Annotated in this window: 25 protein-coding genes and 1 tRNA gene; 9 read left to right on the top strand and 17 right to left on the bottom strand. The window is 68.9% G+C overall.

Features of this window, described 5'->3' with window-relative positions; translation table 11 throughout:
* Nucleotides 1–96 precede the first annotated feature (96 nt).
* Entirely contained in the window at nucleotides 97–1,782 is a 1,686-nt protein-coding gene (locus SK571_RS09005) for an MSCRAMM family protein (protein ID WP_319983546.1), read from the top strand.
* Here SK571_RS09005 and SK571_RS09000 read toward each other — a convergent pair.
* The 11 genes from SK571_RS09000 to SK571_RS08950 form a co-directional block, all read right to left on the bottom strand.
* The gene (locus SK571_RS09000; protein WP_319983545.1) at nucleotides 1,779–2,789 is read right to left on the bottom strand and encodes a glycerophosphodiester phosphodiesterase; all 1,011 of its coding nucleotides are present in this window, start codon (nucleotides 2,787–2,789) and stop codon (nucleotides 1,779–1,781) included. The genes SK571_RS09005 and SK571_RS09000 overlap by 4 nt on opposite strands.
* Before the next feature lie 66 nt (nucleotides 2,790–2,855).
* Complete coding sequence (locus SK571_RS08995) at nucleotides 2,856–3,761, bottom strand: DUF4328 domain-containing protein (RefSeq protein WP_319983544.1); 906 nt, start codon at nucleotides 3,759–3,761, stop codon at nucleotides 2,856–2,858.
* A gap of 2 nt (nucleotides 3,762–3,763) precedes the next feature.
* Nucleotides 3,764–4,102 carry a rhodanese-like domain-containing protein gene (locus SK571_RS08990; protein ID WP_319983543.1) on the bottom strand — a complete coding sequence of 113 codons (339 nt, stop codon included), beginning with the start codon at nucleotides 4,100–4,102 and terminating at the stop codon, nucleotides 3,764–3,766.
* A gap of 59 nt (nucleotides 4,103–4,161) precedes the next feature.
* Nucleotides 4,162–5,067, bottom strand: coding sequence for a hypothetical protein (locus SK571_RS08985; protein WP_319983542.1), 906 nt, complete (start codon nucleotides 5,065–5,067; stop codon nucleotides 4,162–4,164).
* A complete protein-coding gene (locus SK571_RS08980; RefSeq protein WP_319983541.1) occupies nucleotides 5,067–5,558 on the bottom strand; it encodes a SigE family RNA polymerase sigma factor in 492 nt (163 codons plus the stop codon). Before SK571_RS08980 ends, SK571_RS08985 begins: the two co-directional genes overlap by 1 nt.
* Nucleotides 5,559–5,677: 119 nt before the next feature.
* Nucleotides 5,678–7,270 (bottom strand): solute symporter family protein, encoded by a 1,593-nt coding sequence (locus SK571_RS08975; protein WP_319983540.1) that lies wholly within the window; start codon nucleotides 7,268–7,270, stop codon nucleotides 5,678–5,680.
* Nucleotides 7,267–7,617, bottom strand: coding sequence for a DUF485 domain-containing protein (locus tag SK571_RS08970; RefSeq protein ID WP_319983539.1), 351 nt, complete (start codon nucleotides 7,615–7,617; stop codon nucleotides 7,267–7,269). The genes SK571_RS08975 and SK571_RS08970 overlap by 4 nt, the downstream gene beginning before the upstream one ends.
* Before the next feature lie 258 nt (nucleotides 7,618–7,875).
* Nucleotides 7,876–9,675 (bottom strand): sodium/solute symporter, encoded by a 1,800-nt coding sequence (locus SK571_RS08965; RefSeq protein ID WP_319983538.1) that lies wholly within the window; start codon nucleotides 9,673–9,675, stop codon nucleotides 7,876–7,878.
* 1 nt (nucleotide 9,676) lies between these two features.
* On the bottom strand, nucleotides 9,677–10,105 hold the full coding sequence (locus SK571_RS08960; protein WP_030480300.1) for a hypothetical protein: 429 nt from the start codon (nucleotides 10,103–10,105) through the stop codon (nucleotides 9,677–9,679).
* Nucleotides 10,102–10,968 (bottom strand): LytR/AlgR family response regulator transcription factor, encoded by an 867-nt coding sequence (locus tag SK571_RS08955; protein WP_266036481.1) that lies wholly within the window; start codon nucleotides 10,966–10,968, stop codon nucleotides 10,102–10,104. Before SK571_RS08955 ends, SK571_RS08960 begins: the two co-directional genes overlap by 4 nt.
* A 63-nt stretch (nucleotides 10,969–11,031) precedes the next feature.
* On the bottom strand, nucleotides 11,032–11,892 hold the full coding sequence (locus SK571_RS08950; protein WP_319983537.1) for a S49 family peptidase: 861 nt from the start codon (nucleotides 11,890–11,892) through the stop codon (nucleotides 11,032–11,034).
* Nucleotides 11,893–11,990: 98 nt separating this feature from the next.
* Between SK571_RS08950 and SK571_RS08945 the strand changes: the two genes are divergently transcribed.
* The gene (locus tag SK571_RS08945; protein ID WP_319983536.1) at nucleotides 11,991–12,158 is read left to right on the top strand and encodes a hypothetical protein; all 168 of its coding nucleotides are present in this window, start codon (nucleotides 11,991–11,993) and stop codon (nucleotides 12,156–12,158) included.
* A gap of 233 nt (nucleotides 12,159–12,391) precedes the next feature.
* On the opposite strand, the gene SK571_RS08940 is transcribed toward SK571_RS08945, so the two are convergent.
* The gene (locus SK571_RS08940) at nucleotides 12,392–13,654 is read right to left on the bottom strand and encodes a sensor histidine kinase (protein ID WP_319983535.1); all 1,263 of its coding nucleotides are present in this window, start codon (nucleotides 13,652–13,654) and stop codon (nucleotides 12,392–12,394) included.
* A gap of 111 nt (nucleotides 13,655–13,765) precedes the next feature.
* On the opposite strand from SK571_RS08940, the gene SK571_RS08935 reads away from it, so the two are divergent.
* Genes SK571_RS08935 through SK571_RS08925 form a run of 3 tightly spaced genes read left to right on the top strand, consistent with a single transcriptional unit; the run spans nucleotide 13,766 to nucleotide 16,444 of the window.
* A complete protein-coding gene (locus SK571_RS08935; RefSeq protein ID WP_319983594.1) occupies nucleotides 13,766–14,473 on the top strand; it encodes a (Fe-S)-binding protein in 708 nt (235 codons plus the stop codon).
* Entirely contained in the window at nucleotides 14,455–15,873 is a 1,419-nt protein-coding gene (locus tag SK571_RS08930; protein ID WP_319983534.1) for a LutB/LldF family L-lactate oxidation iron-sulfur protein, read from the top strand. Before SK571_RS08935 ends, SK571_RS08930 begins: the two co-directional genes overlap by 19 nt.
* A complete protein-coding gene (locus tag SK571_RS08925) occupies nucleotides 15,866–16,444 on the top strand; it encodes a LutC/YkgG family protein (protein WP_319983533.1) in 579 nt (192 codons plus the stop codon). The genes SK571_RS08930 and SK571_RS08925 overlap by 8 nt, the downstream gene beginning before the upstream one ends.
* On the opposite strand, the gene SK571_RS08920 is transcribed toward SK571_RS08925, so the two are convergent.
* The 4 genes from SK571_RS08920 to SK571_RS08905 form a co-directional block, all read right to left on the bottom strand.
* On the bottom strand, nucleotides 16,441–16,887 hold the full coding sequence (locus tag SK571_RS08920) for a hypothetical protein (RefSeq protein WP_319983532.1): 447 nt from the start codon (nucleotides 16,885–16,887) through the stop codon (nucleotides 16,441–16,443). The two genes, SK571_RS08925 and SK571_RS08920, sit on opposite strands and share 4 nt — an antisense overlap.
* Nucleotides 16,888–16,921: 34 nt before the next feature.
* Nucleotides 16,922–17,788, bottom strand: coding sequence for an Fpg/Nei family DNA glycosylase (locus SK571_RS08915; protein WP_319983531.1), 867 nt, complete (start codon nucleotides 17,786–17,788; stop codon nucleotides 16,922–16,924).
* Nucleotides 17,789–17,803: 15 nt separating this feature from the next.
* The gene (locus SK571_RS08910) at nucleotides 17,804–18,241 is read right to left on the bottom strand and encodes a DUF983 domain-containing protein (protein WP_191302239.1); all 438 of its coding nucleotides are present in this window, start codon (nucleotides 18,239–18,241) and stop codon (nucleotides 17,804–17,806) included.
* A 94-nt stretch (nucleotides 18,242–18,335) separates the two neighbouring features.
* Complete coding sequence (locus SK571_RS08905) at nucleotides 18,336–19,655, bottom strand: sigma-70 family RNA polymerase sigma factor (RefSeq protein ID WP_319983530.1); 1,320 nt, start codon at nucleotides 19,653–19,655, stop codon at nucleotides 18,336–18,338.
* A 159-nt stretch (nucleotides 19,656–19,814) separates the two neighbouring features.
* Here SK571_RS08905 and SK571_RS08900 point away from each other — a divergent pair, with 159 nt between their 5' ends.
* The 3 genes from SK571_RS08900 to SK571_RS08890 all read left to right on the top strand — a co-directional run bounded on the left by SK571_RS08900 (nucleotide 19,815) and on the right by SK571_RS08890 (nucleotide 20,955).
* Nucleotides 19,815–20,213, top strand: a complete 399-nt coding sequence (locus SK571_RS08900) for a DUF7674 family protein (protein ID WP_319983529.1) — start codon at nucleotides 19,815–19,817, stop codon at nucleotides 20,211–20,213.
* Nucleotides 20,214–20,246: 33 nt separating this feature from the next.
* Nucleotides 20,247–20,322: transfer RNA gene (locus tag SK571_RS08895), tRNA-Gly, on the top strand.
* A gap of 204 nt (nucleotides 20,323–20,526) precedes the next feature.
* Nucleotides 20,527–20,955, top strand: coding sequence for an OsmC family protein (locus SK571_RS08890; protein WP_285636284.1), 429 nt, complete (start codon nucleotides 20,527–20,529; stop codon nucleotides 20,953–20,955).
* Here the strand turns inward: SK571_RS08890 and SK571_RS08885 are convergent.
* Nucleotides 20,930–21,976 carry a cytochrome P450 gene (locus SK571_RS08885; RefSeq protein WP_319983528.1) on the bottom strand — a complete coding sequence of 349 codons (1,047 nt, stop codon included), beginning with the start codon at nucleotides 21,974–21,976 and terminating at the stop codon, nucleotides 20,930–20,932. The two genes, SK571_RS08890 and SK571_RS08885, sit on opposite strands and share 26 nt — an antisense overlap.
* 57 nt (nucleotides 21,977–22,033) lie before the next feature.
* Here SK571_RS08885 and SK571_RS08880 point away from each other — a divergent pair, with 57 nt between their 5' ends.
* Nucleotides 22,034–24,823 carry a BTAD domain-containing putative transcriptional regulator gene (locus tag SK571_RS08880; RefSeq protein ID WP_319983527.1) on the top strand — a complete coding sequence of 930 codons (2,790 nt, stop codon included), beginning with the start codon at nucleotides 22,034–22,036 and terminating at the stop codon, nucleotides 24,821–24,823.
* Nucleotides 24,824–24,845: the final 22 nt, after the last annotated feature.

Raw genomic sequence — 24,845 nt, 5'->3', positions numbered from 1 at the left:
TAGCGACTCTCCCGCCCGGCCGTCCACCCGTCCATCTGGACGTCGGCGCACGGGGCGGGGGCCGCAGCAGACGTCCCAGCGCACCGGAGACCAACCATGCGCAGACGTTTGATGATCGCGGGCGCCGCGGTGTCCGCATTCGTGCTCGGCCTGCTCGGTCCGGCAGGCGTCGCGTCCGCCGGCCCGGTCGGAGTCGCCGCCGGGTTCGAGGACGACGACGCCAACCTCGCCCCGCAGGCACCGATCAACTTCGACTGGAACAGCTTCTCGCCCGCCACCTGGACGGGCACCGCCGGCACGAGAACGGCGAGCAAGGTCACCTCCGGCTGGACCTTCACGGGTCTGGAGGACCGGCAGGCGACCACCACCGACTCCGGTTTCGCCGGCGGCACCAAGCAGGACAACGTCTGTCCGGCCGTCGGCACGCAGAAGGCGTCCAACAAGGACGATCTGAAGCGCGTGTACGTCGCGAGCAAGACCGTGGGCGGCAACGTGTTCCTGACGCTCGCATGGGTCCGCATCCCGCAGAACACCACGTCGCCCTCGGCGCACATCGCGTTCGAGTTCAACAAGGGCACGACGTCCTGCGGCGCGTCCGGGCTCGTGCAGCGGACCGCGGGTGACATGTTGATCGTCTACGACTTCGAGGGCGGCGGCACACCGGTGCTGGAGCTCTCGCGCTGGATCACGTCCGGTTCATGCGAGGTCGGCAGCAACTCCCCGCCGTGCTGGAACGTCGCGACCACCCTGTCCAGCGGCGTCGCGGAGGCGGCCGTGAACACCGGTGGCACCCCGCAGGACACCGTCGCGCCGACGACCGAGACGCTCGGCCTGCACGAGTTCGGCGAGGCCGGCATCAACCTGACCGCCGCCGGCGTCTTCGCACCCGGCGTGTGCGAGGGCTTCGGCAAGGCCTACGCGGTCAGCCGCAGCTCAGGCCAGTCCTCGACCGCCCAGATGAAGGACCTGGTCGGGCCGGGCAACGTCAACATCCGCAACTGCGGTTCCGTCGCCGTCACCAAGCTCGGCAGCGACGGCGGCAGCCAGGCCGGCGCCGTCTTCACGCTGTACTCCGGCACCGGAACCGGCGGCACGGTGGTCGGCACCTGCACCGTGCAGGCGAGCGGCTCGTGCACCCCGCAGTTCGCCGAGCTGCCCGTCGGCACGTACACCCTCGACGAGACAACGGTTCCCGCCGGGTACGACAAGGACCCGACGCTGCCGTTCTCGTTCAGCGTCGCGGCCGGCGAGAGCAAGGCGCTGACGTTCACCGACCCGGCACGACCGGCGACCGCGAACGTGCGGAAGACCGACGACGCCGGAGCCGCGGTACCTGGCGCCGTCTTCACCCTCTACACAGGCGCCAACACCAGTGGCACCGCGGTCGGCACCTGCACCACGGACGCCGCAGGCGTCTGCCAGCCGCCGTTCACCGGCCTGGCCGCGGGCACGTACACGATCGACGAGACGACCACACCCACCGGCTACGCGAAGGACAGCTCACTTCCGCTGACCTTCACCGTCGTCCGCGGTGAGACGAAGAACCTCGCGTTCACGAACCCGAGGACCTTCAAGGTGATCGTGCTCGTCTGCCGCGAGGCCGGCAACACGCTGCACCCGAGCCCGGTCACGATCGACGGCCAGGCCGCGGGCAACACGCTGTCCTCGGCACAGGCGACCACCGCCGGCTTGAGCGAAGCCGCGCTGTGCGGCATCGCGACCGGTCAGCGCGGCGGCCTGCAGGCCGGCAACCACTCCGCCAGCCCGATCGGCATCAGCTAGCGCTTCGGATAGCGCTTGGGGAGCTTGAACCCGCGCTCCTTCACGACGGTGCGCAAGCGGTCCGGGTAGTCGGTGATGATGCCGTCCACCCCGTCGTCGATCAGCTTGTGCATCGTCGCCGGGTCGTTCACCGTCCACGGGATCACCTTCAGCCCGTGGCGGTGGGCGTCCGCCACGAGTTCCTTGGTGGTGAACGGGACGTAGCCCGGGTCGCCGACCTTGCCGTTCTGCGGGTTGCCGTGCACCGGTGACAAGGCCTTGGCACCGAAGCTCTTCACCGCCTTCGCCACGCTGCCGCCGAAGTCGGCGAGTTCGAGACCGCCCGTCCACGGCGAGCCCGGCCGCAGCATCTCCGGCTGCGTCAGCGCCACCAGCGGAATGCGCGGCTCGACCTCGCGCAGCCGCATCAGGGTGCCCCAGTCGAAGGACTGGACGGTGACGTTCGGCATGAAGCCCGAGCGGCGGATCTCGCGGACGGCGCGTTGCACGAACTGCTCGCGCGGCGCGGTCTCGTGCGGGGCCGCGGCCTCGACCTTGGTCTCGATGTTGAAGCGGATGCCCCAGGCGCGGTGCCTGCGCGCGAGGTCGAAGAGTTCCGCCAGGGTCGGCATGCGGGCGCCCGGCGAGAGTTCCTGGTCCGGGTACTGCGACCACCTCGTGCTGCCGCAGTCGAGCGTCCGCACCTGGGCGAACGTCAGGTCCTTCACGTACTTGCCGGCGTAGGGGAACTCGGGGTCGCCGGGGAACGCGGGCGCGGTGTCGAGGCACTTCGCCGGGTTCGTCCTGCGGTCGTGGGTGATGACTTCGCGGCCGTCCCTGGTGATCTGCAGGTCGAGTTCCAGGGTCGTCACGCCGAGTTCGAGTGCCTTGCCGAACGCCTTGAGCGTGCTCTCGACGGTCAGGCCGATGCCGCCGCGGTGGGCCTGGAGGTCGAAGTCCCGGTGGTGTGCCTGGGCGGCGCCTGGTGTGAGCAGCGCGATCACCAGAGCCCCGATGAGTGTCCGCATTCCTCCAACCTGGCACTCAGCGGGGAACGCGGGAAGGTCCGCCAGGGCGAACGTCGCCTGAACAGATCAGCGGGGCGAGCCGGACGCGCGGACCGAGCGCAGCGGCGGCTGGGGGGCGTCCTTGACCTCCACCACGCGCATCAGCCGGACGGACGCGGCGTCCACCGGCAGCAGCAGGGTGGTGATCCGGCGGACGACCAGTGCCGACGTCACCGCGACACCGGCGAGCAGCAGGTCGGCGAACGCGTGCAGCAGCACGCCGTCCGCGAGGGCCTGGGTGCTGGAGCGGAACGACCACAGGACCACGACCACGACCATCACCCCGGAGCCGGCCCAGAGACCCCACCACCAGCGCAGGAGCTTCGACGGGGTGGGACGTTCGCCGGCCGGCCTGCGGGCCACGGCGTGTTCGAGCTCGGCCAGCACCGAACCGGGCACCACGAGGTTCACGCCGGGCACGATCAACCCGATCAGCACGTCCCGGTCCGGGCGCGAGGGCCCGTAGCCCACGAGCGTCGCGGCCACGTTCCGCGCCCGCCGCACCCACAGCATGCTGAGGATCAGCGCCAGGAAACAGCCGCTGATCGTGATCGCCGAGGAGGCCACCACCATGGCGTCCGAGGCGCTCACGACCCCGGCCGACAACGCACCGAACCGGCTCAGCGCGACCAGCACGTAACGCCAGATCTCCGAGCACGCCGCCCACACGGCCACGGCGGCGAGCAGCCACAGCGAGTTCTGCGCGGTCCGGCCCAGCCGGCGCACGCCGTCGACGGAGTCGGCCTGCTCGACCGTGCCGGGCACGGCCGTGGGCCAGCGCCACGCGAGCAGCGGGAAGCCCCAGCGCGGCGGGACCGGGTAGTTCGGGGGGCCACCGTAGGACGGCCGCTGCGACCGGTGCGACGGCTGCGGGTACGCACCGGGTGGCGGAGTCGCCACCCAGTCCACGCGCATCGGCTGCAGCGGTTGCACGATCAGATGACCTCGGGTGCCATGCCGTCGGTGCCGCCCTCGAGCGGACGACCGGCTGCCTCCCAGTGCTGCATGCCGCCCTCGACGTTGACGGCCTCCCAGCCGTTCTCGTTGAGGTACTGGGTGACGCGGGCGGAACGCCCACCGGCACGGCACACGACGTAGAGCTGCACGTCGTTCGGCACCTCTCCGAGCCGGGCACCGATCTCGCTCATGGGGACGTGCAGCGCGCCGGGTGCGTGGCCGGCGTCCCACTCGTCCTGCTCACGCACGTCCAGCAGGACGGCGCCCTCGGGCAGCTGCACCGGCACGCCGGCGATCTCCACGCTTGGAACAGTCACGCCGTAGATGTTCCCATGCCGGAGGTTGCACTCACGTGAACCTCCGGCACGGGACACCCTCAGGCCACCTCCGCGATGGCGGGCCCGAGCCTCGAGAACTGCTCGTCGGTCAGCGGCATGGTCGCCCGGCCTGCACCGGTGCGCTCCCAGTAGCCCTCCTGCGCCGCGGGACGCAGGTCAGCGCTGCCGTAGTTGGCCAGATCCAGCTGCAGCATCAGGCCGTCCGGCCGGAACACCTCCATGACCTGCAGGAGCGTCTGGAACGGCTCCGCCGCGCGCACGCTGTGGAGCTGGACGATCGTGCCGTCCGGCAACGTGGTCCGGTACGGCGGCGCGCAGTCGCCGGAGGTCCAGAGGTTGTCGTCGGCGTACTCGAGCGGTGTGCCCGCGAACCTGCCCAGGCTCAGCCGGACGCTGCCCGTACCACCGGCATCGGTCAGGTCGACCGAGTAATCCAGGGCCGGCGCCTTGTCGAGCCTGGGCGACAGGTCGCTGACCCGCATTTCCGGCAGCTGCGCGCGCACGGTGCCGATCCACTTCTGGACGAATTCGTCCGTCGGCTTCACTCCCCCGACGGGCACCTTCATCGCCCACTTCCGCTGCCCGATGTTGCACCGCGGCATCGAGATGATCGCCCGTCCGGGGGGAGGTGGTGCGGTGGACGCGGGCGAATACGTCCCGTACGGCGTCTGCGGTGGCGTGTTGACCCGCGGCCAGGTCAGCGCGTGCTCCACGGTCGCCGGGCCCGCGTCCGGCCGGTCCGCCTGCCGTGGTTGCGGCGCGGCCTGGTTGAGCGTCGCGGCGCCGAACCCGATGCCCGCGACCACCGCGACCACGCCGAGCGCCGCCCCGACGCGCTGGGCGAACACCCTGCGGCGACCGCGCCTGAGCACGGTGTCCAGCGTGGTCGTCGGGGGCGGGGCGGGAACGTTGAGAGCTCCGCGCAGCTTCTCTTCGATGTCCATCAGGCACTCTCCGAATTCACCGGCTCGCCGTACGCCTCGCGGAGCGTCGCCAAACCCCTGGCTGTCTGACTTTTGACGTTGCCCACCGAACAACCGAGCTCTGCCGCGGTCTGCTCGATGGACAGGTCGTGCACGAACCGCAGCACGACCGCGGCGCGTTGTTTCGGCCCCAGCTGCTGCAGCGCCGCGTTCAACCGGGCGTCCGGATCGGTGAAACCACCGCCGACGCCGTGTTCCGGCAGGTCGGCGACAGGGCGTTCGCGCTCTCGGCCACGGCGCCTGCTGTCGAGGAACAGACGCGTCACGATGGTGCGGACGTATCCCTCCGCCGTTTCACGCCTGATGCCCGGCCATTTCGCATACGCCTTCACGAAAGCGTTCTGCGCGAGTTCTTCCGCCTCCGACCAGTCGCCGCACAGCGCATACGCCGTGCGCCGTGCCCAGTCGAATCTGCTCGTGAAGAACTCCGAGAACTCCTCGTCTCGTCGCACTCCGGTCCCCCAAGCTCGTGCCGCGTTCGCAGTGAGTACGCGGACAGCACCGGCAGGGTTGCACAACACGAAGAACGGGCCGCCCCCGTGAGGGACGGCCCGTTCTCGTCGAACAGGAACTAGTGCGCGACGGCCTTCTCGGCGCCCGCACCGGTGAGGGAGCGAACCTCCATCTCGGCCTGCTTGACGGGGTCGGCCTTCTCCTTGGACAGGATCGTGCCGACGTAGCCGAGCAGGAACGCGACGGGGATCGACACGATGCCGGGGTTCGACAGCGGGAAGAGCGCGAAGTCGGCGTTCTTGAACATCGAGGTCGGCGAGCCGGAGACGGCGGGCGACAGGACGATCAGGGTGATCGTGACGACCAGACCGCCGTAGATGCTCCACAGCGCGCCCGAGGTGTTGAACCTCTTCCAGAACAGCGAGTAGAGGATCGTCGGCAGGTTCGCCGAGGCCGCGACCGCGAACGCCAGCGCCACGAGGAACGCGATGTTCTGGCCGTTGGCGACGATGCCACCACCGATGGACACCAGGCCGATCACGATCGCGGTGAGGCGGGCGACCTTGACCTCGGAGTCCTTGTCCTCCTCCTTGCCCTTCTTGATGATGTTGGCGTAGATGTCGTGTGCGAACGACGCCGACGCCGTGATCGTCAAGCCCGCCACGACCGCGAGGATCGTCGCGAAGGCGACGGCCGCGATCAGGCCGAGCAGGATCGGGCCACCCAGTTCCAGCGCGAGCAGCGGAGCGGCCGAGTTGGCCTTGCCGGGCGCCGCGTTGATCGCGTCCGGGCCCACGAGCGCGCCGGCGCCGTAGCCCAGGACCAGGGTGAACAGGTAGAAGATGCCGATCAGCCAGATGGCCCACACGACCGAGCGACGGGCTTCCTTCGCCGTCGGCACGGTGTAGAAGCGCATCAGGATGTGCGGCAGACCCGCGGTGCCGAGCACCAGGGCCAGCGCCAGCGAGAGGAAGTCCAGCTTGCTGGTGCCGGTCTTGCCGTACTGCAGGCCGGGGCCGAGCAGCTTCTCGCCCGCCTTCGGCGCGGCGTCGACAGCGGCGCCGAGCAGGGACGAGAGGTTGAAGCCGTACTTGCCGAGCACCCAGACGGTCATGATGCCGGCACCGGCGATCAGAAGCACCGCCTTGATGATCTGCACCCAGGTGGTGCCCTTCATGCCGCCGATGAGGACGTAGGCGATCATCAGGGCGCCGACCACGGCGATGACGAGGGCCTGGCCACCGGCGCCCGTGATGCCGAGCAGCAGGGCGACGAGACCACCGGCACCGGCCATCTGGGCCAGCAGGTAGAAGAACGAGACGGCCATCGTCGACGTGGCAGCGGCCGCGCGGACCGGACGCTGGCGCATCCGGAAGCTCAGCACGTCGCCCATCGTGTACTTGCCGGTGTTGCGCAGCAGCTCGGCGACCAGCAGCAGCGCGATGAGCCACGCCACCAGGAAGCCGATCGAGTACAGGAAGCCGTCGTAACCGTTGAGGGCGATGGCGCCCGCGATGCCGAGGAACGACGCGGCCGACAGGTAGTCACCCGCGATCGCGATGCCGTTCTGCGGACCGGTGAAGGCACGACCGGCGGCTAGGTAGTCGGCAGCGGTCTTGGTGTTGCGGCTCGCCCGGATGACCACGAAGAGCGTGATCAGGACGAAGACACCGAAGATGCTGATGTTGAGGATCGGGCTGGACTCGTTCACTTGCCGTCTCCCTCGATCTCGTTGCGGAGCTTCTCCGCCAGCGGGTCGAGGTTCTTGTTCGCGTGCCGCACGTACAGCGTCGTGATGACGAACGTCGACACGAACTGCAGCAGACCGAAGATGAGCCCGACGTTGATGTTGCCGAACACCTTGGTGGACATGAAGCCGTGCGCGTAGTCCGCCAGCAGCACGTACAGCAGGTACCAGGCGAGAAACAGGCCGGTGACGGGAAATACGAACTTGCGCAGTCGGTGCTTCAGCTCGATGAAGTCATCGCTCGCTTGGACATCGACCCACTGTTGCGCGTCCGGGGCCGACTCAGACGGGGTGTGGTCAACGGAGCTCACAGTCCCCTCCTCGCGGTACTCGTCGTAGGTGTCAGCAACGTGACGTGCACGTAATGCCTCCAGGTGCGGTCTGTTCTTGGTCCGAGACCGTATGGAGACTTGAGTCACTCAGGTAAGTCCCCGATCGTGCCGTTGCGCCCAGCAGTCGGGTGATGCGACGAACGGTCAGTATGCGTAGACGAACAGCACTGTGCGTGACCTTGTTCACCGTTCACCGATTCGAGTGACCAATTTTCACCCATTTGAAACGGTGACTACCTACCGTGTCCGACCAGCTCCCCTGCGCTTGTCGTCCGCCAGGCGGGCCTTCTCCTCGGCGGTCCCGAAGCGGGCGATGGAGCGGTCCTGGATGAAGCCCAGCGGGTCCGGCGCGTGCAGCCGGAGCAGGATCTGGCTGACGTCCGTCGGCACCCGTCTGCGGGTCGCCTTGCTGACCACGATCATGATGACGAACGCGGCCGGCACGGTGATCAGCGCAGGCTGGGTGATGAACCCGGGCGCCCAGCGGCCGGTGTAGGAGCTCACGACGCTGACGACCTGAGCGGTGATGACCATGCCGCCACCGACCACGAGGCCGCAGACGGCGCCGACCCACGTGAGTCCTCGCCACCAGATGCCGAGGACCAGAAGCGGGCAGAACGTCGACGCCGCCAGGGCGAAGGACATGGCCACGGTCAGTGACGCGTCGGAGCGCGGCAGCAGCAGGGCAAGACCGATCGCGACGAGTCCGGTGAACACGGTCGCCCACCGGAAGTCACGAACCTTGCCCGGCATGATGTCCGTCGAGACCACCCCGGCGACCGACACCACGAGTCCCGACGAGGTCGACAGGAACGCCGCGAACGCGCCCGCCGCGACGATCGCACCGACGATCTGACCGCCCAGGTTCGGCAGCATCGTCTCGGGCAGCATCAGCACCGCCGCGTCGGTCTTGCCGTTCACCAGCAGCTGTGGCAGGTAGAGCCGCGACAGCACGCCCAGCACCGTCGGGAAGATGTAGAACAGGCCCAGCAGGTAGAGCACGTGCAGCGCCGTGCGGCGGGCCGCCTTGCCGTCCGGGTTGGTGTAGAAGCGGACCAGGACGTGCGGCAGGCCCATCGTGCCGAGGAAGGTCGCGAAGATCAGCGAGTACGTCTCGATCAGCTCGGAGATGCCGCCTGTCTGCGGCCGCGTCCAGTCGAAGTTGCTGGTCGGCGAGCCCTCGACCACCGGCACCGGGCTGCCCGCCTTGAACTCCATCGTCGTGCCGGGGCTCAGCTCGTAGACGCCGCGGCCCCAGAACACCGCCCCGTCCGCGTTCCTGCCGTCGATCTGGCCGCGCACCTCCAGCGTCAACGGCTCGTCGACGCGGACCTTCACGACCTGCTCGGCGATGGTGACCGACTCGGCCTTCGGGAACCGGACCACGCCGTCGTCGCTGATCGGCTGCGTGCCGCGGTCCGGCGAGGCCAGGAACACCACGAAGAGCACGAACGTGGGCGCGGCGATCGCGAAGAGCTTGCCCCAGTACTGGAACGCCTGCACGAGCGTGATCGCGCGCATGCCGCCGCCCAGCACGTTGATCACCACGATGACCGTGACGATCAGGCCGCCGAACCACGCGGGCAGGCCGGTGATCGTGGTCAGCGTCAGGCCGGCGGACTGCAGCTGCGGCACCAGGTACAGCACGCCGATGCACACCACGAAGAACGTGCTGAAGTGCCGCACGTTCGCCGAGCCGAGCCGGGCCTCGGCGAAGTCCGGCAGCGTGTACGCGCCCGACCTGCGCAGCGGCGCGGCCACGAAGAGCAGCAGCGCGAGGTAGCCGGCGGTGAAGCCGACCGGGTACCAGAGCGCGTCGACGCCGTCCTTGAGCACGAGTCCGGCCACACCGAGGAACGACGCCGCGGACAGGTACTCGCCGGAGATCGCGGCGGCGTTGCGGGTGGCCGGGATCGCGCGGCGCGCCACCAGGAAGTCCGGGGTGGTGTTCGCCTTGCGCGACCCGACGTAGCCGAGCAGGAACGTCACGACCGCAACGGCGACGATGGCGCTGAGGCTGTAGATGGTGGCGTTCACGTCAGCGGTCGACCATGTTCACGAAGTCGCGCTCGTGCCGTTCGGCCTGCCTGCGGAAGACCCACCCGACGCCGTAGAGGATCGGGAAGGGCGCAAGACCGAGCACGAGCCACGGGATGGGAATACCGAGGATCTTCAGTTCCCCGATCGAGGGAACCAGGTAGAAGGTGATCGGAAGCAGGCACATCCCGATCAGGACGGCGAACGCGAGCCCGAACGCGGACTTGAGCTGCTGCCGGATGAGGTCCCGGACCAGCTTCTCACCGACGCTGGTCTGCTCTTCCAGCTCGATGATCGTTCGTAACGCCTTGCCGCTCTTCTTCGTGGAGTCCGCGAGCACGACCCTGCGGCGGCGAGGCCTGCTGCCCTGCTCGCCGAGCCAGGCCTCCCGGGCGGGTGGCTCGGGCTTTCCCGCGTCGTGCCTGCTCACCAGCCGCTCTTCGGCGGTCGCACGATCCGTTCCTTGAGCTCCTTGGTGTGCCGGCGGCTCACCGGGAGCTCCTTGGCACCGTCACCGGTGCCGATGACGACCGCGTAGCCGTTCGCCGTCATCCGCAGCTCGCTCACCAGCGGCAACGCCACCAGGTACGAGCGGTGGATGCGCACGAAACCCGCGTTCGCCCAGCGTTCTTCGAGCTGCGCGAGCGGGATGCGGACGAGGTGGCTGCCGTCCTGCGTGTGCAGGCGGGCGTAGTCGCCCTGCGCCTCGACGTACCGCACGGACGCCCGCGGCACGAGCTTGATGGTGCCGCCGAGCTCGACGGGGATGACCTCGTCGTCGGTCGGTTCGGCGGGGTTCTGCGCGGCCGGGCCCGACGGGTTCGCCGGCGCTGCCGTGCGGCCCACCCGGTCCGCGACCCGCGAGATCGCCTTGAGGACGCGCTCCTCGTTGATCGGCTTGTTGATGAAGTCGAGCGCGCCGACGTCGAACGCCGTGACGAGCGCGTCTCGTTCCTCAACGCCTGTCACGAAGACGAGCGCGGGCGGATACCGGAACGCACTGAGCACCCGCGCGAGGTCCATTCCGGACAGTCCGGGCATGTTGATGTCCGCGAACACCGCGTCGACCGGCGGCAGGCCGGCCTTGGTCCGCGCCATGACCTCCTGCTCGTAGTCACCCCTCAGGATGCGCAGAGCCTCGGCGGCGTCGAATGCCGTGAGGACGCGCCTGATGTGAGGGCTGCTCTCGAGCAGGAACTTGATCTCGCTCAGGCCAGGAGCCTCGTCATCGACTGCGAGGACGAGGAGACCGGCGTTGTCTTGGGTACTCACTGTGTCGGGCATCTTGCCCATCAATGTGCGGTCATGTCTACGCCGGGGTAGGTCTCGACACGCCCTGTGAAACCGAACTGATGCTCACAGCCCGAATCGGGACCAGCGAGCACGTTCCTCGACACTCGCCAGCACCTGCGCCACGAGATCGCCCGATCGGGTGGACGCCCCGGTCAGTCCGAGCTTGGCCAGCAAGGGCTTGCGCGGCTCCGCGATCGTGAGCTCGGCGTCCGGGAAGCGCTTGGCGATGACGGTCCGGATGGTGCCGATGCCGTCGATCAGGCCGAGCTGCTGGGCCTTGGTGCCGGTCCAGATCTCACCGCTGAAGAGGTCTTCCTCGCTCTTGAGCTTGGCGCCGCGGCGTTCGGTGACCCACGCCTTGAACTGCTCGTGCAGATCCGCGTGAAGGCCCTTCAGCCACTCGACGTCCTCGGGCTTCTCGGCCTGGAACGGGTCGAGCCGGACCTTGTTCTCGCCCGCCGTGTAGACGCGGCGCTCGACGCCGGCCTTGTCCAGCAGGCCGTTGAGCCCGAACCCGGCGCTCACGACACCGATGGAGCCCACGAGAGAGGTGCCGTGCGCGTAGATCTCGTCACCAGCGCAGGCCAGCCAGTAACCGCCGGACGCCGCCACGTCCTCGCAGAACGCGAGCACCGGCACGTGCTTCTTCGTGGCGAGCTCACGGATGCGCTCGGCGATCAGTGCGCTCTGGGTGGGCGCGCCGCCAGGAGAGTTGATGAGCAGGGCCACGGCGATCAGGCGCTCGTTGTCGAACGCCCGGTTGATGGCCGACTCGACGTTCTGGAGGTTGATCGTGTTGCGCGCGACAGGCGAGGACTGCGGGGTGATGACCCCGTGCAACCGCACCGCCGCGACCACCGGCGGCCGCTCACCCCGGTCCATGACCCTCGGGAGCCGGGCCGCGATCTTGTCCGTGACGCTCATGTACTCGACAGTACGTGCGTTTCGCGGACACGCGGGAGCCCAACTGCGCTGTCGGTTGCTCCCGCGTGACCTGGAACACAAGATGCTAGGTTCGGGTTGTGACGTTCAACCCGATCCGCTGGCTCGAACGGTATGTCGAGTGGTGGGACGACCGGGGCAGGCAGAACGCCGCCGGGCCGACGCCGATGCACATCTACTGGATGTGGGTGAGCTGGAGCGTGTGCGCCGTCGTGCTGATCACGACTTTGGCGGTCGCCTCTCGCTGAGCCGGGTGCTCGTCAGCACTTGCAGCTGCTGAACCCCTTGGCGGTGCACTTGATGCAGACGCGGACGCGCTCGGGTGCTTGTTGTTCCTGCACTGGATGTGGCCTTTGCTCCCGGCCGGCCCCTGGTTGCTCAAACGGCCGGCAGTTCATTGGTCAACACCACAATCGGCACGTTCCACGCCGGGGTTGAGCATGATTGACCTTGCAACTTCTCACCCGGCCATCAGTGCAGGTCAGGCGCGGATTGCTGGTTGCTCCGCCGTCATCGGCTCGTCGGTCATCTGAGAACCGATGTTCAGGTTCGGCAGCACGTTGCGGGCGAACTTCGGCACCTTCAGGATGACCTTGGTGCCCGCGTTCGGCGCCGTCTCGACGACCAGCGCGTACTCGGCGCCGAACACCGTGCGCATCCGGTCGTTGATGTTGCCGATGCCGACGTGCGCGCCGGTCTGGTGGGCGTCCTTGATGTCGTCGAGGCGGTCGGGGTCCATGCCGACGCCGTCGTCCTCGACGCTGATCAGGGCCTCGCTGCCGTTGTCCTCGGCGGTGATGGTGAGCATGCCGCCGCCGGGCTTCTTGGCCAGGCCGTGGCGCACCGCGTTCTCGACCAGGGGCTGCAGCACGAGGAACGGCAGGACGACCTGCAGGACCTCCGGGGCGATCCGCAGCCGGACGCTCAGTCGCGCGCCGTAGCGGGCCTGTTCGATGGTCAGGTAGCGATGGATGTTGGTCAACTCATCGGCGAGGGTCGTGAACAAGCCGTCGGTGCGGAACGAGTAGCGCGTGAACTCCGCGAACTCCTGCAGCAGCTCACGGGCGTGCGACGGGTCGGTGCGGATCAGCGAGGAGATCGTGTTCAGCGCGTTGTAGACGAAGTGCGGCGAGATCTGGGCCCGCAGGGCCTTCACCTCGGCCTGGGCGAGCGCCTGGCGCTGCTTCTGGACGACTTCGAGTTCGAGCTGGGTCGAGACGAAGCGGGCGGTCTCCTCGGCCATGCGGATCTGGCGCTTCGAGGCGACGCCGGAGACCACGATCAACGTGCCGGCGACGTCTCCCTCGACGACCAGGGGCACCACGACGACGCTGTGCAGTGAGCACGGACCCTGCAGCTCGCAGCCGAGTTTGCGGTGGTCGACGTGCTCCTTGTGGCAGTTGTTGATGGCACGGGCCACCGTGTCGCGCAGGTACTCGTAGTGGTCGTTCGCGCCGCCGTCCCACGACAGGACGGTGCCCTCTTCGTCGGTGATGGCGACCGCGACGCACCGCAGCATCTCGCGCAGGTGGGGCGTGGCCTTGTCGGCGGCCTCCTGGGTCAGGCCCGCGCGGAGGTCGCTCGACGCCTTGGACATGCGGTCGAGCATGTCCATCACAGCATCCTCGACGGAGGTGCTGACTCGTCGAGCGCGGCACAGCATCACGAAGAGGCCCAGAACGGCCAGGGTCGCGATGACACCGAGCACGGCGCGCTCGGTCAACAGGTCGCCCACGGTGCACATGCTGTGCTGTGGGGCACCCCTATAGCAAGAGGCGCGCCCGGCGTACCCCCGTACGGTCCACCGGCCCGGGTAGACATCCGATGAATTTGGGGAGAGGGTGTGCCCGTGAAAGTGGCACTGTTCGCGACCTGCCTGACGGACACGTTCTTCCCGGAGACGGCCCGTGCCGTGGTGCGTCTGCTGGAGCGGCTCGGCTGTTCGGTTGAGTTCCCGCTCGACCAGACGTGCTGCGGCCAGATGCACTTCAACACCGGCTATCGGGAGCATGCGAAGCCGTTGGCCCGCAAGTACACCGACGTCTTCGGAAGTTACGACTACGTGGTTGCGCCATCCGGGTCATGCGCCGGCATGGTCCGGGAGGTCCATCCCGCCCTCGGTGAGTCCCCGCCGCGGACGTTCGAGCTCGCGGAGTTCCTGGTCGACGTGCTCGGTGTGACCGACGTGGGCGCCTGGTTCCCCCACCGGGTCACCTACCACCCCACCTGCCACTCGCTGCGCATGCTGGGTGTCGGCGACAAGCCGTTGGCGCTGCTCAGGGCCGTGAAGGCACTCGATCTGGTGGAACTGCCGGACTCCACGCAGTGCTGCGGCTTCGGCGGCACGTTCGCGGTGAAGAACGCCGAGACGTCCACGGCGATGCTCGCGGACAAGATGCGGTGCGTGCTCGACACCGGTGCCGAAGTGCTGTCCGCCGGTGACAACTCCTGCCTCATGCACATCGGAGGCGGGCTCTCGCGGCTGCGCGCGGGCGTGCGGCCGGTGCACCTGGCGGAGATCCTGGCTTCGACGGAGGAGGACCCGTGGCTCGCAACCCGGTGACGTGGCTGGGCAGCCCGACGTTCCCCAAGGCCGCGAAAGAGGCCTTGCAGGACACCCAGCTGCGGCAGAACCTGCGCAGGGCCACCGGCACCATCCGGGGGCGCAGGGAGGCCGCGGTCGCCGAGATGACCGACTGGGAGATGCTCAGGGTCGCCGGCGAGCAGATCAAGGACGACGTCCTGGCGCGCCTCGACACGCTCCTGGTCCAGCTGGAGGAGTCGGTCACGGCCCGCGGTGGCGTCGTGCACTGGGCGCGGGACGCCGAAGAGGCGAACCGGATCGTGCTCGACCTCTGCCGCGCCGAACAGGCGGACGAGGTCGTCAAGGTCAAATCCATGGCCACGGCCGAGATCGGGCTCAACGAGGCCCTCGAAGCCGGTGGCGTGCACGCGATCGAGACCGACCTCGCCGAGCTGATCGTGCAGCTCGGCGACGACCGGCCGTCGCACATCCTGGTGCCCGCGATCCACCGCAACCGCTCGGAGATCCGCGAGATCTTCCAGCGCCGCATGGGGGTCGAGGTCTCCGACGAACCGGCGGACCTCGCCGAGGCGGCGCGGGTGTACCTGCGCGAGAAGTTCCTGACCACCAAGGTGGCCATCTCGGGAGCGAACTTCGCCGTCGCCGACACCGGGTCGATCGTGGTGCTGGAGTCCGAGGGCAACGGCCGGATGTGCCTGACGCTGCCGGACACCCTGATCACCGTGATGGGCATCGAGAAGCTCGTGCCGACGTGGCAGGACCTCGAAGTCTTCCTGCAGCTGCTGCCCCGCTCGTCCACGGCGGAACGGATGAACCCGTACACGAGCGTGTGGACCGGCGTGACCCCTGGCGACGGCCCGCAGCGGTTCCACCTCGTGCTGATCGACAACGGCCGCACCGCGACGTTGACGGATTCCGTCGGGCGCCAGGCACTCCGGTGCATCCGCTGCTCGGCGTGCCTCAACGTCTGCCCCGTCTACGAACGCACCGGCGGCAAGTCGTACGGCTCGGTCTACCCAGGACCGATCGGCGCGATCCTGACGCCGCAGCTGGTCGGCGACCTGCACGACCCGCAGGCGGCCTCACTTCCTTTCGCCTCTTCGCTGTGCGGCGCCTGCTTCGAGGTCTGCCCGGTGCGGATCGACATCCCGACCGTCCTCACGCACCTGCGCGCCGAGGTCGTGGAGGCCAAGGGACGTACGGCGGAGTCCGTCGCGATGGCGGCCGCCGCGTGGATGTTCAGGGAGGCCTCGCGCTACGAGAAGGCGCAGAAAGCCGGTGCCCTGGCGCGGTTCCTGGCCAGGGACGGCAAGATCACGTCACTGCCGTGGCCGGGGTCGAGGTGGACGTCCTCCCGCGACGTGCCCGCACCGCCGGCCGAGTCGTTCCGCTCCTGGTGGAGGAAGAACCGTGGCTAGCGCACGAGAAGAGATCCTTCAGCGCATCCGCGACGCGAAGGTGCCGCCCGCCCGGCCTGTCGTCCGCGGCTACAACCAGACGGGGCCCGGCGGCATCGAGCTGTTCGCCGAACGGGTCGCCGACTACCGCGCGATCGTGCACGTCGTCAGCGATGTGCCCGAAGCTCTGGCTTCCCTCAAGGGCAAGAGGATCGTTGCGCCCCAGGGCGTTCCGGAAGAGTGGCTGATCGACGGCGTCACCTGGCTGCACGAACCGCTCACGATCGACGAGCTCGACCAGGCCGACGGTGTGCTCACCGGGTGCGCGGTCGCGATCGCCGACACCGGCACGATCGTGCTGGACGGCAGCGAGGGCCAGGGACGCCGCGCGCTCACCCTGCTGCCCGACCACCACCTGTGCGTGGTCCACCAGGACCAGATCGCGGCGTCGGTGCCGGAGGCGTTGCAGCGGCTGGAATCGACGCGGCCGCTGACGTTCATCAGCGGTCCGTCGGCGACGAGCGACATCGAACTCAGCCGGGTGGAGGGCGTGCACGGCCCTCGCACCCTTGAGGTCCTCATCGTCACCTAGCCGCAGTGGACTCCGACGGCGTCCTTGATGGCCACCTCGTCGTAGTAGTAGGTGATCGCGCGGATCGTCACGCACTTGCCCTTGGCGTACACCTTGACCGGCCCGGCGTAGTACTGGAACTTGCCGGAGTCGAAGTCGTTGTTGTAGCCGGGACGGTTGTTGTCGTCCTCGCGGAAGTCCTGGTTGTACATGGAGATGCTGGCCTGGTGCTTGAACTGCGAGTAGTAGGCCGTCTTCACGTTGGCCGCGCAGTTGTAGCCCGTGCTGGAGTTGTAGTAGAGCCGGATCGTGCTCAGGTGGTTCGGCACGCGCGACATCACCTTGTAGGTGTCGATCAACGTGCCGGTGCACCCGTACTCGGCAGCGTGGGCGTTCATCGGCGCGAGAAGGAGGGCCGCGGCAGCGGCCGTCACGACGGCGACGGCTTTCCTCAGACGTGTCATGAGCACAGGCTGAGGAACGCCGGTTAAGCCGTGGTTATTTGAGCAGGCGCGACAACCGGCGGTCGGCCAGCGGCTTGCCGCCGGTCTGACACGTCGGGCAGTACTGGAACGCCTTGTCCGCGAACGACACCTCACGAACCGTGTCACCGCAGACCGGACACGGCAGCCCCGTGCGCGCGTGCACCCGCAACCCCGACCGCTTCTCGCCCTTCAAGCGCGCGGCGTCCTGCCCGACGGACCGTGCGACCGCATCGGTCAGGGTCGTGAGCATCGCCTCGTGCAGGTGGTCGAGCTGCTCTGAGTTGAGCTTGCCCGTCGTCGCGTACGGCGAGAGCCGCGCCATGTGCATGATCTCGTCGGAGTAGGCGTTACCGATGCCCGCGATCAAGCTCTGGTCCGTGAGCGACGTCTTGAGCCGCTCGGTCCGCTTGTCGAACAGGTCTTCCAGCTGCGTGCGGGTGATCCCCAACGCGTCGGGGCCCAGCCTGGCGACGCTCGCGATGGTCTTCGGGTCGCGCACGATCCACGCCGCGAGGCCCTTCTTCGTGCCCGCTTCCGTCAGGTCGAACCCCGGCCCCTGGCCGGGTGGACCGAGGTGGACGCGCAACGCCAGCGGCCCACGGCCCTGCTTGGGCGGTGGCGCGGACATGGTGTCGGCCCAGCGCAGCCAGCCGGCACGGGCGAGGTGCACGACCAGGTGCAGGCCGTCCGCGACCTCCAGGTCGAGGTGCTTGCCGTGCCGGTGCGCGGCCACGACCTCCTGGCCGTGGAGCGCGGTCCACGGCGGGTCGAACGTCTTGAGCACCTGGAGTGATGCGACGTCGACGCGGTGCACCACACGGCCCACCGCGTTCTCACGCAGGTGGTGGACCAGTGCTTCTACCTCGGGTAGTTCGGGCACCGGTCCAGTGTCGCATCAGTCGACGGGTTGCAACGGGCCTTCGACGTCCGGCAGCGAGTGCATCTCGATCGTCCTGGCGACCCTGGAGGCCTCCTGACGCACCGCCATCGGGCCGCGAACGGACCCGATCCACCGCTCGGGTGGCAGCTCGTCGGCCGTGGCCTTGCTCTCCGCGACCAGCGTGTGCGGGCGGCGCAGCGCCCAGCGGACCGGGAAGAAGGCGAACAGGAAGATCAGCGCGAGGATCAGCCACGCCGGCACGACGACCTGCTCCGGCGTCCAGGCGATCAGCACGACCACCATCACGACGAGCATGCCCGCCATCATGATGCCGGGCAGAGCACCGCCGCTGACGTCGTGTTCGAAGTCGTCGGACTCCACCGGGTTGCGCCACTCGATGCGGCTGTGGACCGTCCACATCCGCCCGTCCGCACCGCGCACCAGCCGCGTCATGTACCCGTCTCCCACGCTCGGTCGGTCTTGGTGAAACCGTACCTGGCGCGGGCAGAGCCTTGTGGGTGAACTCGCCGGACCTTGATCGTCACCGTCAGTTCAGGCGCGGCTCTGTCGGGTAGAGCGTGGCCGTCGTGACCGTGGTCCGCGGCGACGAGCACGGCGCCGAGGACGGCGACGGCGGTTCGGACGACGTCGACTGCACGTTGAGCGACTTGACGTCACGCGACGTCGTCGACGCCGTGCTGACCAGGCCGGACGAATCCGATGACTCGACGATCGTCTCGGCCCGCTCGACCGGCGGGTCCTGGCGCTGCTCGCTGGTCGGCGGCGGCACGGACGAGGCGGTCCTGCGCACGGTCTCCTGGCGCTGCTTGCCGGGGTTGACCACGTTCTCCTGCGGCTCGACCCGCTGCTGCTCGGGAGCGGGCGGCTGGGCCACCACGAGTTCCTGGCTGTGCTCGGAGCTCGACGACCCGGACGTCTCCATGGCGATCACCGGGTTCTGGTCCGGCTGCAGCACGGCGACACCCGCGGCGCCGTTGAACACGGCGGCCATCGTCCCGAACAGGCCGACGGTCGCCACGCTCGCCGCCGCGACCGCCAGCTTCGCCTTGGTCAGGAACACCTTCCCGGCGAACGCGAGCCCCAGCGCCGACGGCACGATCAGGTACGCCGCGCTGGCGCGCAACGTCGCACAGACCTCGTTCAGCTCGGTGTAGAGCTGGGTGCAGGCGGAACAGGTGTCGAGGTGGGCGCGGATCCGGCGTTCCTCGACGCCCTGGACCCCGCCCGCGGTGTAGGTGCCGAGCTTCGACCGGATCGCCGCGCACGACGAACGCCCGTCGTCGGCCGCGAGGTGGGCCTGCAGGTACGCCGCACGCAGCCCCTCGCGCGCACGGCGGGCCAACGCCGACATGGCGTTCGGCGAGAGTCCGAAGTGCGGTGCCACGGAGGCCGGGCGCTCGCCCTCGACCTCGACGCGCCACAGCACGACCCGCCAGCGTTCGGGCAGGCTGGAGAAGGCCCTGGTGATGAGGTTGTGCTCGGCCCTGCTGTTCGCGTTGTCGCTCACCGGCTCGACGCGACGACCCAGCTCCTCGTCCTCCACCGGCACGTCACGGCGCCGCCCGCTCCACTCCCACGCCACACGGCGCGCGACGGTGAGCAGGTAGGTGCGCACGTGGTCGGTGGGCCCGCTGCCGCGGCGGATCGCCTGGAGCATGCGGAAGAACGATTCAGCGGTGAGGTCGTCGGCCTCGGCCGCCTCCCGGACGTGCCTGAGAGAAAAACGGCGGATCGCGTCCGCATGCCGGGAGAACAGTTCGCCGTAGGCCGAGTCGTCTCCCTCGCGCACCCTGGCGAGCAGGTCCCGGTCGACCTCGTTCTCGTCGACCATCACAGGCTTCAACATGCCACAAGGGGCCAGAACTGCTCCTCAACGAGAACAGGTCGATATACAAGACCATCCGTTCGGCGTGGGCTGATCAGCGCAACGCAATCGGTGACAGGACGGTCACAGGTGGGCGTCGGACGGTCGGCGCGACAAGATCGAGCGACTATCGTCACGCACGTGGTGGACTGGCGAGAACGTGCTTCGGCCTTGGTGCCGGAACTCCGGGCTGTCGCCGAAACCGAGGAGTGGTCCTGCCACGTCTTCTTCTCCGAGCTGTCCCAGCTGGCGCAGGAAGCGCATCGCGAGCAGGACGACGAGGTGCTGCGGCGCGCGTACGGCTTCGCGCACTGGTGCTTCCACCAGCCGGAGCAGTTCCTGGAGAACGCGGCACTGGTCAGCTTCTACGAGCACGTGTTCGACGACTGGGACCTCCGCGAGGAGGTGGCCGCGTGGCTGCCGGTCGACGTGCTGCCCAAGGTGCGGGCGTTGTGGGAGTGGCGCTGGCCGAAGGAGCAGTTGGACGAGGTAGATCAACTGCTGGCCGGTTTGGAACCCCCCTCGCAAGACGCTGTCTAAGGCCTGTTGTATAGTTCTCTCCCGTAAGGCAGTGCGGATGTAGCGCAGTTGGTAGCGCATCACCTTGCCAAGGTGAGGGTCGCGAGTTCGAGTCTCGTCATCCGCTCCACTCAGGGAAGGCCCATGCTCATGGAGAGCATGGGCCTTCTTCGTTTCGCCATGATGTTGGGGTGGGGACGACCCCCCAACCCCCCGGCGCGGTTGTCGAGGTTCACGCGGTTCTCGAGGTGATCTCGGGGCCCGCCCGTGAAAAGGTGGTCCCAGACCGCTCGAATCAACCTGATCGAGCCCGTTCGACAAGGACCTGGAGATCATGGCCATCAAGCAGACGGCAAACGCTCACTGGGAAGGCTCCCTCGTCGAGGGCAAGGGAAACGTCAGCCTCGCCACCTCCAACAGCGGCAGCTTCGACATCGACTGGAAGGCGCGCGCCGAGGAGGCGGGCGGCAAGACCAGCCCCGAGGAGCTCATCGCCGCCGCACACTCGTCCTGCTACTCGATGGCGCTCTCGCACGGCCTGACCGGCGCGGGCACGCCGCCCACCTCGATCGACACCAAGGCCGAGGTCTCGTTCCAGGCGGGCGTCGGCATCACCGGCATCCACCTGACCGTCCGCGCCAACGTGCCGGGCCTGTCCCAGGAGGACTTCGTCGCGGCCGCCGAGGGCGCCAAGGCGAACTGCCCGGTCTCCAAGGCGCTCGCGGCCGTCGAGAACATCACCCTCGACGCTGCCCTGGTCTGAACCGCAGCTCCGCAGGCCCGTGACTGATCAGGTGCCTGCGGTAGCGCACGTCGCCGGGCTGCTCGGCCACCTCGGACGAGCGGTCGAGCAGCTCGTCGGCGACGATCCGGCCCTCCAGCCGTGCCAGCTGGGCGCCCAGGCAGTAGTGCGGCCCGTGCCCGAAGCCGAGGTGCCCTGGCACGGACGGCCTGCCGGGGTCGAAGTCCTCGCCGAACACCTTCGGGTCGCGGTTGCCGGCCGCGTAGTCGAGGAACAGGTGCTCGCCCTCCTCGATCCGCATCCCGCGCGTGGTCACCGGGCACGTCGCCGTCCGGAAGAACCCGATGAACGGCGGGTCGAGCCGCACCACCTCCTCCACCACGCCGCCCAGCCGCCGTTCCTTCGCATTGAGCCGCAGGAACGTGCTGGCCAGCATGTTCGTCGTCGAGTCGGTGCCGGCCACGACGATCGCGAGGCACAGCGACAGCCGTTCCTGCTCGGACAGCTGCCCGCCCCGGAACGCGTCCGAGCGCGCGAAGTAGGCGCAGAACTCGTTCATCCCGGCGAAGTACGAACCGAGCGCGCGCTCGCTGACCTCCTCACCGCTGGTCAGTTCCAGCACGGGTGCCACGAACTCCCGGAACAGCGGGAAGTCCGCTTCGGGAACGCCGAGCACGTCACCGACGACTCCGAGCGCGAACGGTGCGGCGAACTCGCTGACGAACTCTGCTTCCGCCGGTAGTCCGTCGAGCAGCGTCCTCGCGCGTTCCCTGATTGAGTCAGCCATTTGGCGCACGGCCGTTGGGGTGAATTTCTGATTCGCCGCCGCGCGAATTCGGGCATGCCTCGTGCCGTCCGCCGCATTGAGCGACGACATCAATTCGAGTAATCGCCGCTGCTCCGGCGGCAGCAGCGCCGCCACGGCCGCGACCTGCGGTCCTGCCATGTTCCGGGAGGAGAACGTCACCGGATCAGCCAGCACGGCACGCAGGTCGGCGTATGCGGTGACGCGCTTGGCGTTGATTCTCGGGTCGAATTCCATTGCGCTATCTTTGCGCGGTTCCGGCCTTTGTCGGGGGCTGACGACAGGACCAACAACGTGATCATCCGCCTGCTCGGGCCGCTCGAACTCACCGGCCCGAACGGAGCAGTTCAGCTCAGCAGTGCGGGACAGAGAACCCTCGTGGCACGGCTGGCGCTGAACCCAGGTGAAACGGTGCCGAGGAGTGCGCTCGTGGACGCGCTCTGGTCGGACGAGGTGCCGGCGTCCGCCACGAAGACCCTGCACAGCCTGCTCGCGCGCCTGCGCGGTCAGATCCGCGACGCCGGGCTGGGCGAGCTGATCACCACCCGTGAGCCGGGCTACGTGCTGAACGCGCCTGCGGACACGGTCGACGCCGCACGGTTCGAGGCGCTCGTCACAGCAGCGCGGCACAGCGACGAGCCGTTGACGTCCGCGAAGATGCTGCGCGAAGCCCTCGCGTTGTGGACGGGCGATCCGCTCGCGGACTGCCGTCCCGGCGAGTGGACGCGGCACGAGTCCGCGCGGCTCATCGACCTGCGGATGGACGCGACCGAGGAGCTGATGGAGGCATCGCTCGCGCTCGGCGAGCACGCCGCGGTGGCGCCGCTGGTCAACGCGCTCGTGGAGCGGCATCCGTTCCGCGAACGGCTGTGGGAGCAGCTGATGATCGCGCTCTACCGGTCCGGGCGGCAGGCCGAGTCGCTGGCCGCGTTCCAGCGGGCGCGCAGCGTCCTGGTCGACGAGCTCGGCATCGAGCCCGGGCCCCGGCTGCGCGACCTCGAACAAGCGGTGCTGACCGCCGATCCTCGCCTCGACCTGCCGGAGCGCACGCCGGTCGTGGTGCGCGGCAACCTGCCCGCCGACCGGTCGAGCTTCGTGGACCGCCCGGAGACCGCGCACGTCGCAGACCTGATCAGGAAGCACCGGCTGGTCACCCTGACCGGCGTCGGCGGGGTGGGCAAGACGCGGCTCGCGATGCACGTGGCGCGCGGCGAGCAGCCACCGGACGGCGTGTGGCTGGTGGAGCTCGCGGCGTTGCGCGACAGGGCTCTCGTGCCGCACACCGTCGCCGAGGCGCTGGGCGTCGTGGACCAGACCGGGCGCGGGCAGCTGAGCGTGCTCACGGAGTTCCTGGCCGGCAAGGACGCGTTGCTGGTCCTGGACAACTGCGAGCACGTCGTGGACCACTGCGCGGTGCTGGTGGACACGCTGCTGCGAGTGGCACCGAACCTCCGTGTCATCGCCACGTCCCGGCGCGCGCTGCGCGTCTACGGCGAGCAGGTCATGTCCGTGGCGCCGTTGTCCGTGCCTTATCCGGCGGCGACGTTGTTCGCCCAACGTGCTGATGCGGCGATTCCCGGCTCGTTCGTCATCACGGCGGCGAACGAGCAGGCCGTCAGCGACCTGTGCCGGCGGCTGGACGGCATCCCGCTGGCGATCGAGATGGCGGCGATGCGGGTGCGCGCGCTGACTCCGGCGCAGCTGCTGGAACGGCTCGACGACAGGTTCCGGGTGCTGACCGACGGCGGGCGGACCGCGTTGCCGCAGCACCAGACCCTGCTCGCGACGATGGAGTGGAGCTTCGACCTCTGCTCACCGCGCGAGCAGCTGCTGTGGGCGCGCGCGTCGGTGTTCGCCGGCAGTTTCGACATGGCCGCGGCGGAGGCGGTGTGCTCGGACGACTCGCTGACCGCGGACTTCATGTTCGACGCGGTCGACGGGCTGGTCGACAAGTCCGTGCTGCTGCGCGAAGAACGCGCGGGCGTGGCGCGCTACCGGTTGCTGGAGACCATGCGTCAGTTCGGGCAGACGCGGTTGCGTGCGGGCGATGAAGAGCCACGGCTGAAGACACGCCATCGTGACTGGTACGCAGGCGTTGCCCTGCAAGGAGAACGGGCCTGGTTCACGCCCCGGCAGGCAGCGACCGTCGCGGCGATGGCGGCCGAACGCGGCAACCTGCGGGCGGCGCTGGAGCACTCGCTGACGACGCCGGGCGAGGCGGACTCGGGACTGCGGCTGGCGGCGACGCTGTGGTTCTACTGGGTCGGCTGCGGGCGGTTCGCCGAGGGACGGCACTGGCTGAACTGGGCGCTGTCCCTGGAGACCGAGCCGTCACGGGCGCGCTGCAAGGCGTTGTGGGTCACCGGGTACCTGGCGACGTTGCAGGGCAACACCTCCGCGGTGCCGGCGTTGCTCGAGGCCTGCCGCGCCGAGGCCGCGGCGCTGGGAGACGAGGACGCCGACGTCTACGCGACCTACGTGCAGGGCGCGGCGGCGGTGTTCGACGACGACCTGCCGCTGGGCGCGAGGCTGCTGGCCGAAGCCGATCGCAGACATGCCGAGCTCGGGCACATGGACAGCAACGTGGTCATGGCGCGGGTGGCGCTGGCGATCACCGTGGCGTTCGGCGGCGAACTCGACCGTGCGGCGGAGATCTGCACCGAGGCACGGGTCGTGTGTGAGGAGAACGGCGAGCTGTGGGCGCGCGCGTTCGCGTTGTACGTCCTGGCTTTCGTGGCGATGGGACGTGGCGACATCGCCGAGGCCCGCGAGCTGGCCATGTCTTCGTTGCGCATCAAGGAGAAGTTCAACGACCTGCTGGGCATCGCGGTGTCGGTGGAGCTGCTGGCGCTGATCTCGGTGGTCACCGGGTCCGCGTCGCACGCCGCGTTGCTGCTGGGCGGCGCGGACCGGGTGTGGCAGTCGGTCGGGTTGCCGCTCTTCGGGTCGGCGAACTTCGCGGCGTCGCACGACCGGTGCGTGGCGTTGTGCCGGCAGGCGTTGGGACCTGAGCTGTACGAGGAGCACTTCTCGCGCGGTGCGGCGATGACCGTGCCCGCAGTGGTCGCGGCCGCGCAGTCGTGACGCAGGTTCCGCGCAGCCGGGC

The sequence above is a fragment of the Lentzea kristufekii genome, from assembly GCF_033949925.1.
Lineage (GTDB): Bacteria > Actinomycetota > Actinomycetes > Mycobacteriales > Pseudonocardiaceae > Lentzea > Lentzea kristufekii.
The sequence above is the reverse complement of the archived record's forward strand: the minus strand, read 5'-3'. Positions and strand labels throughout refer to the sequence as shown.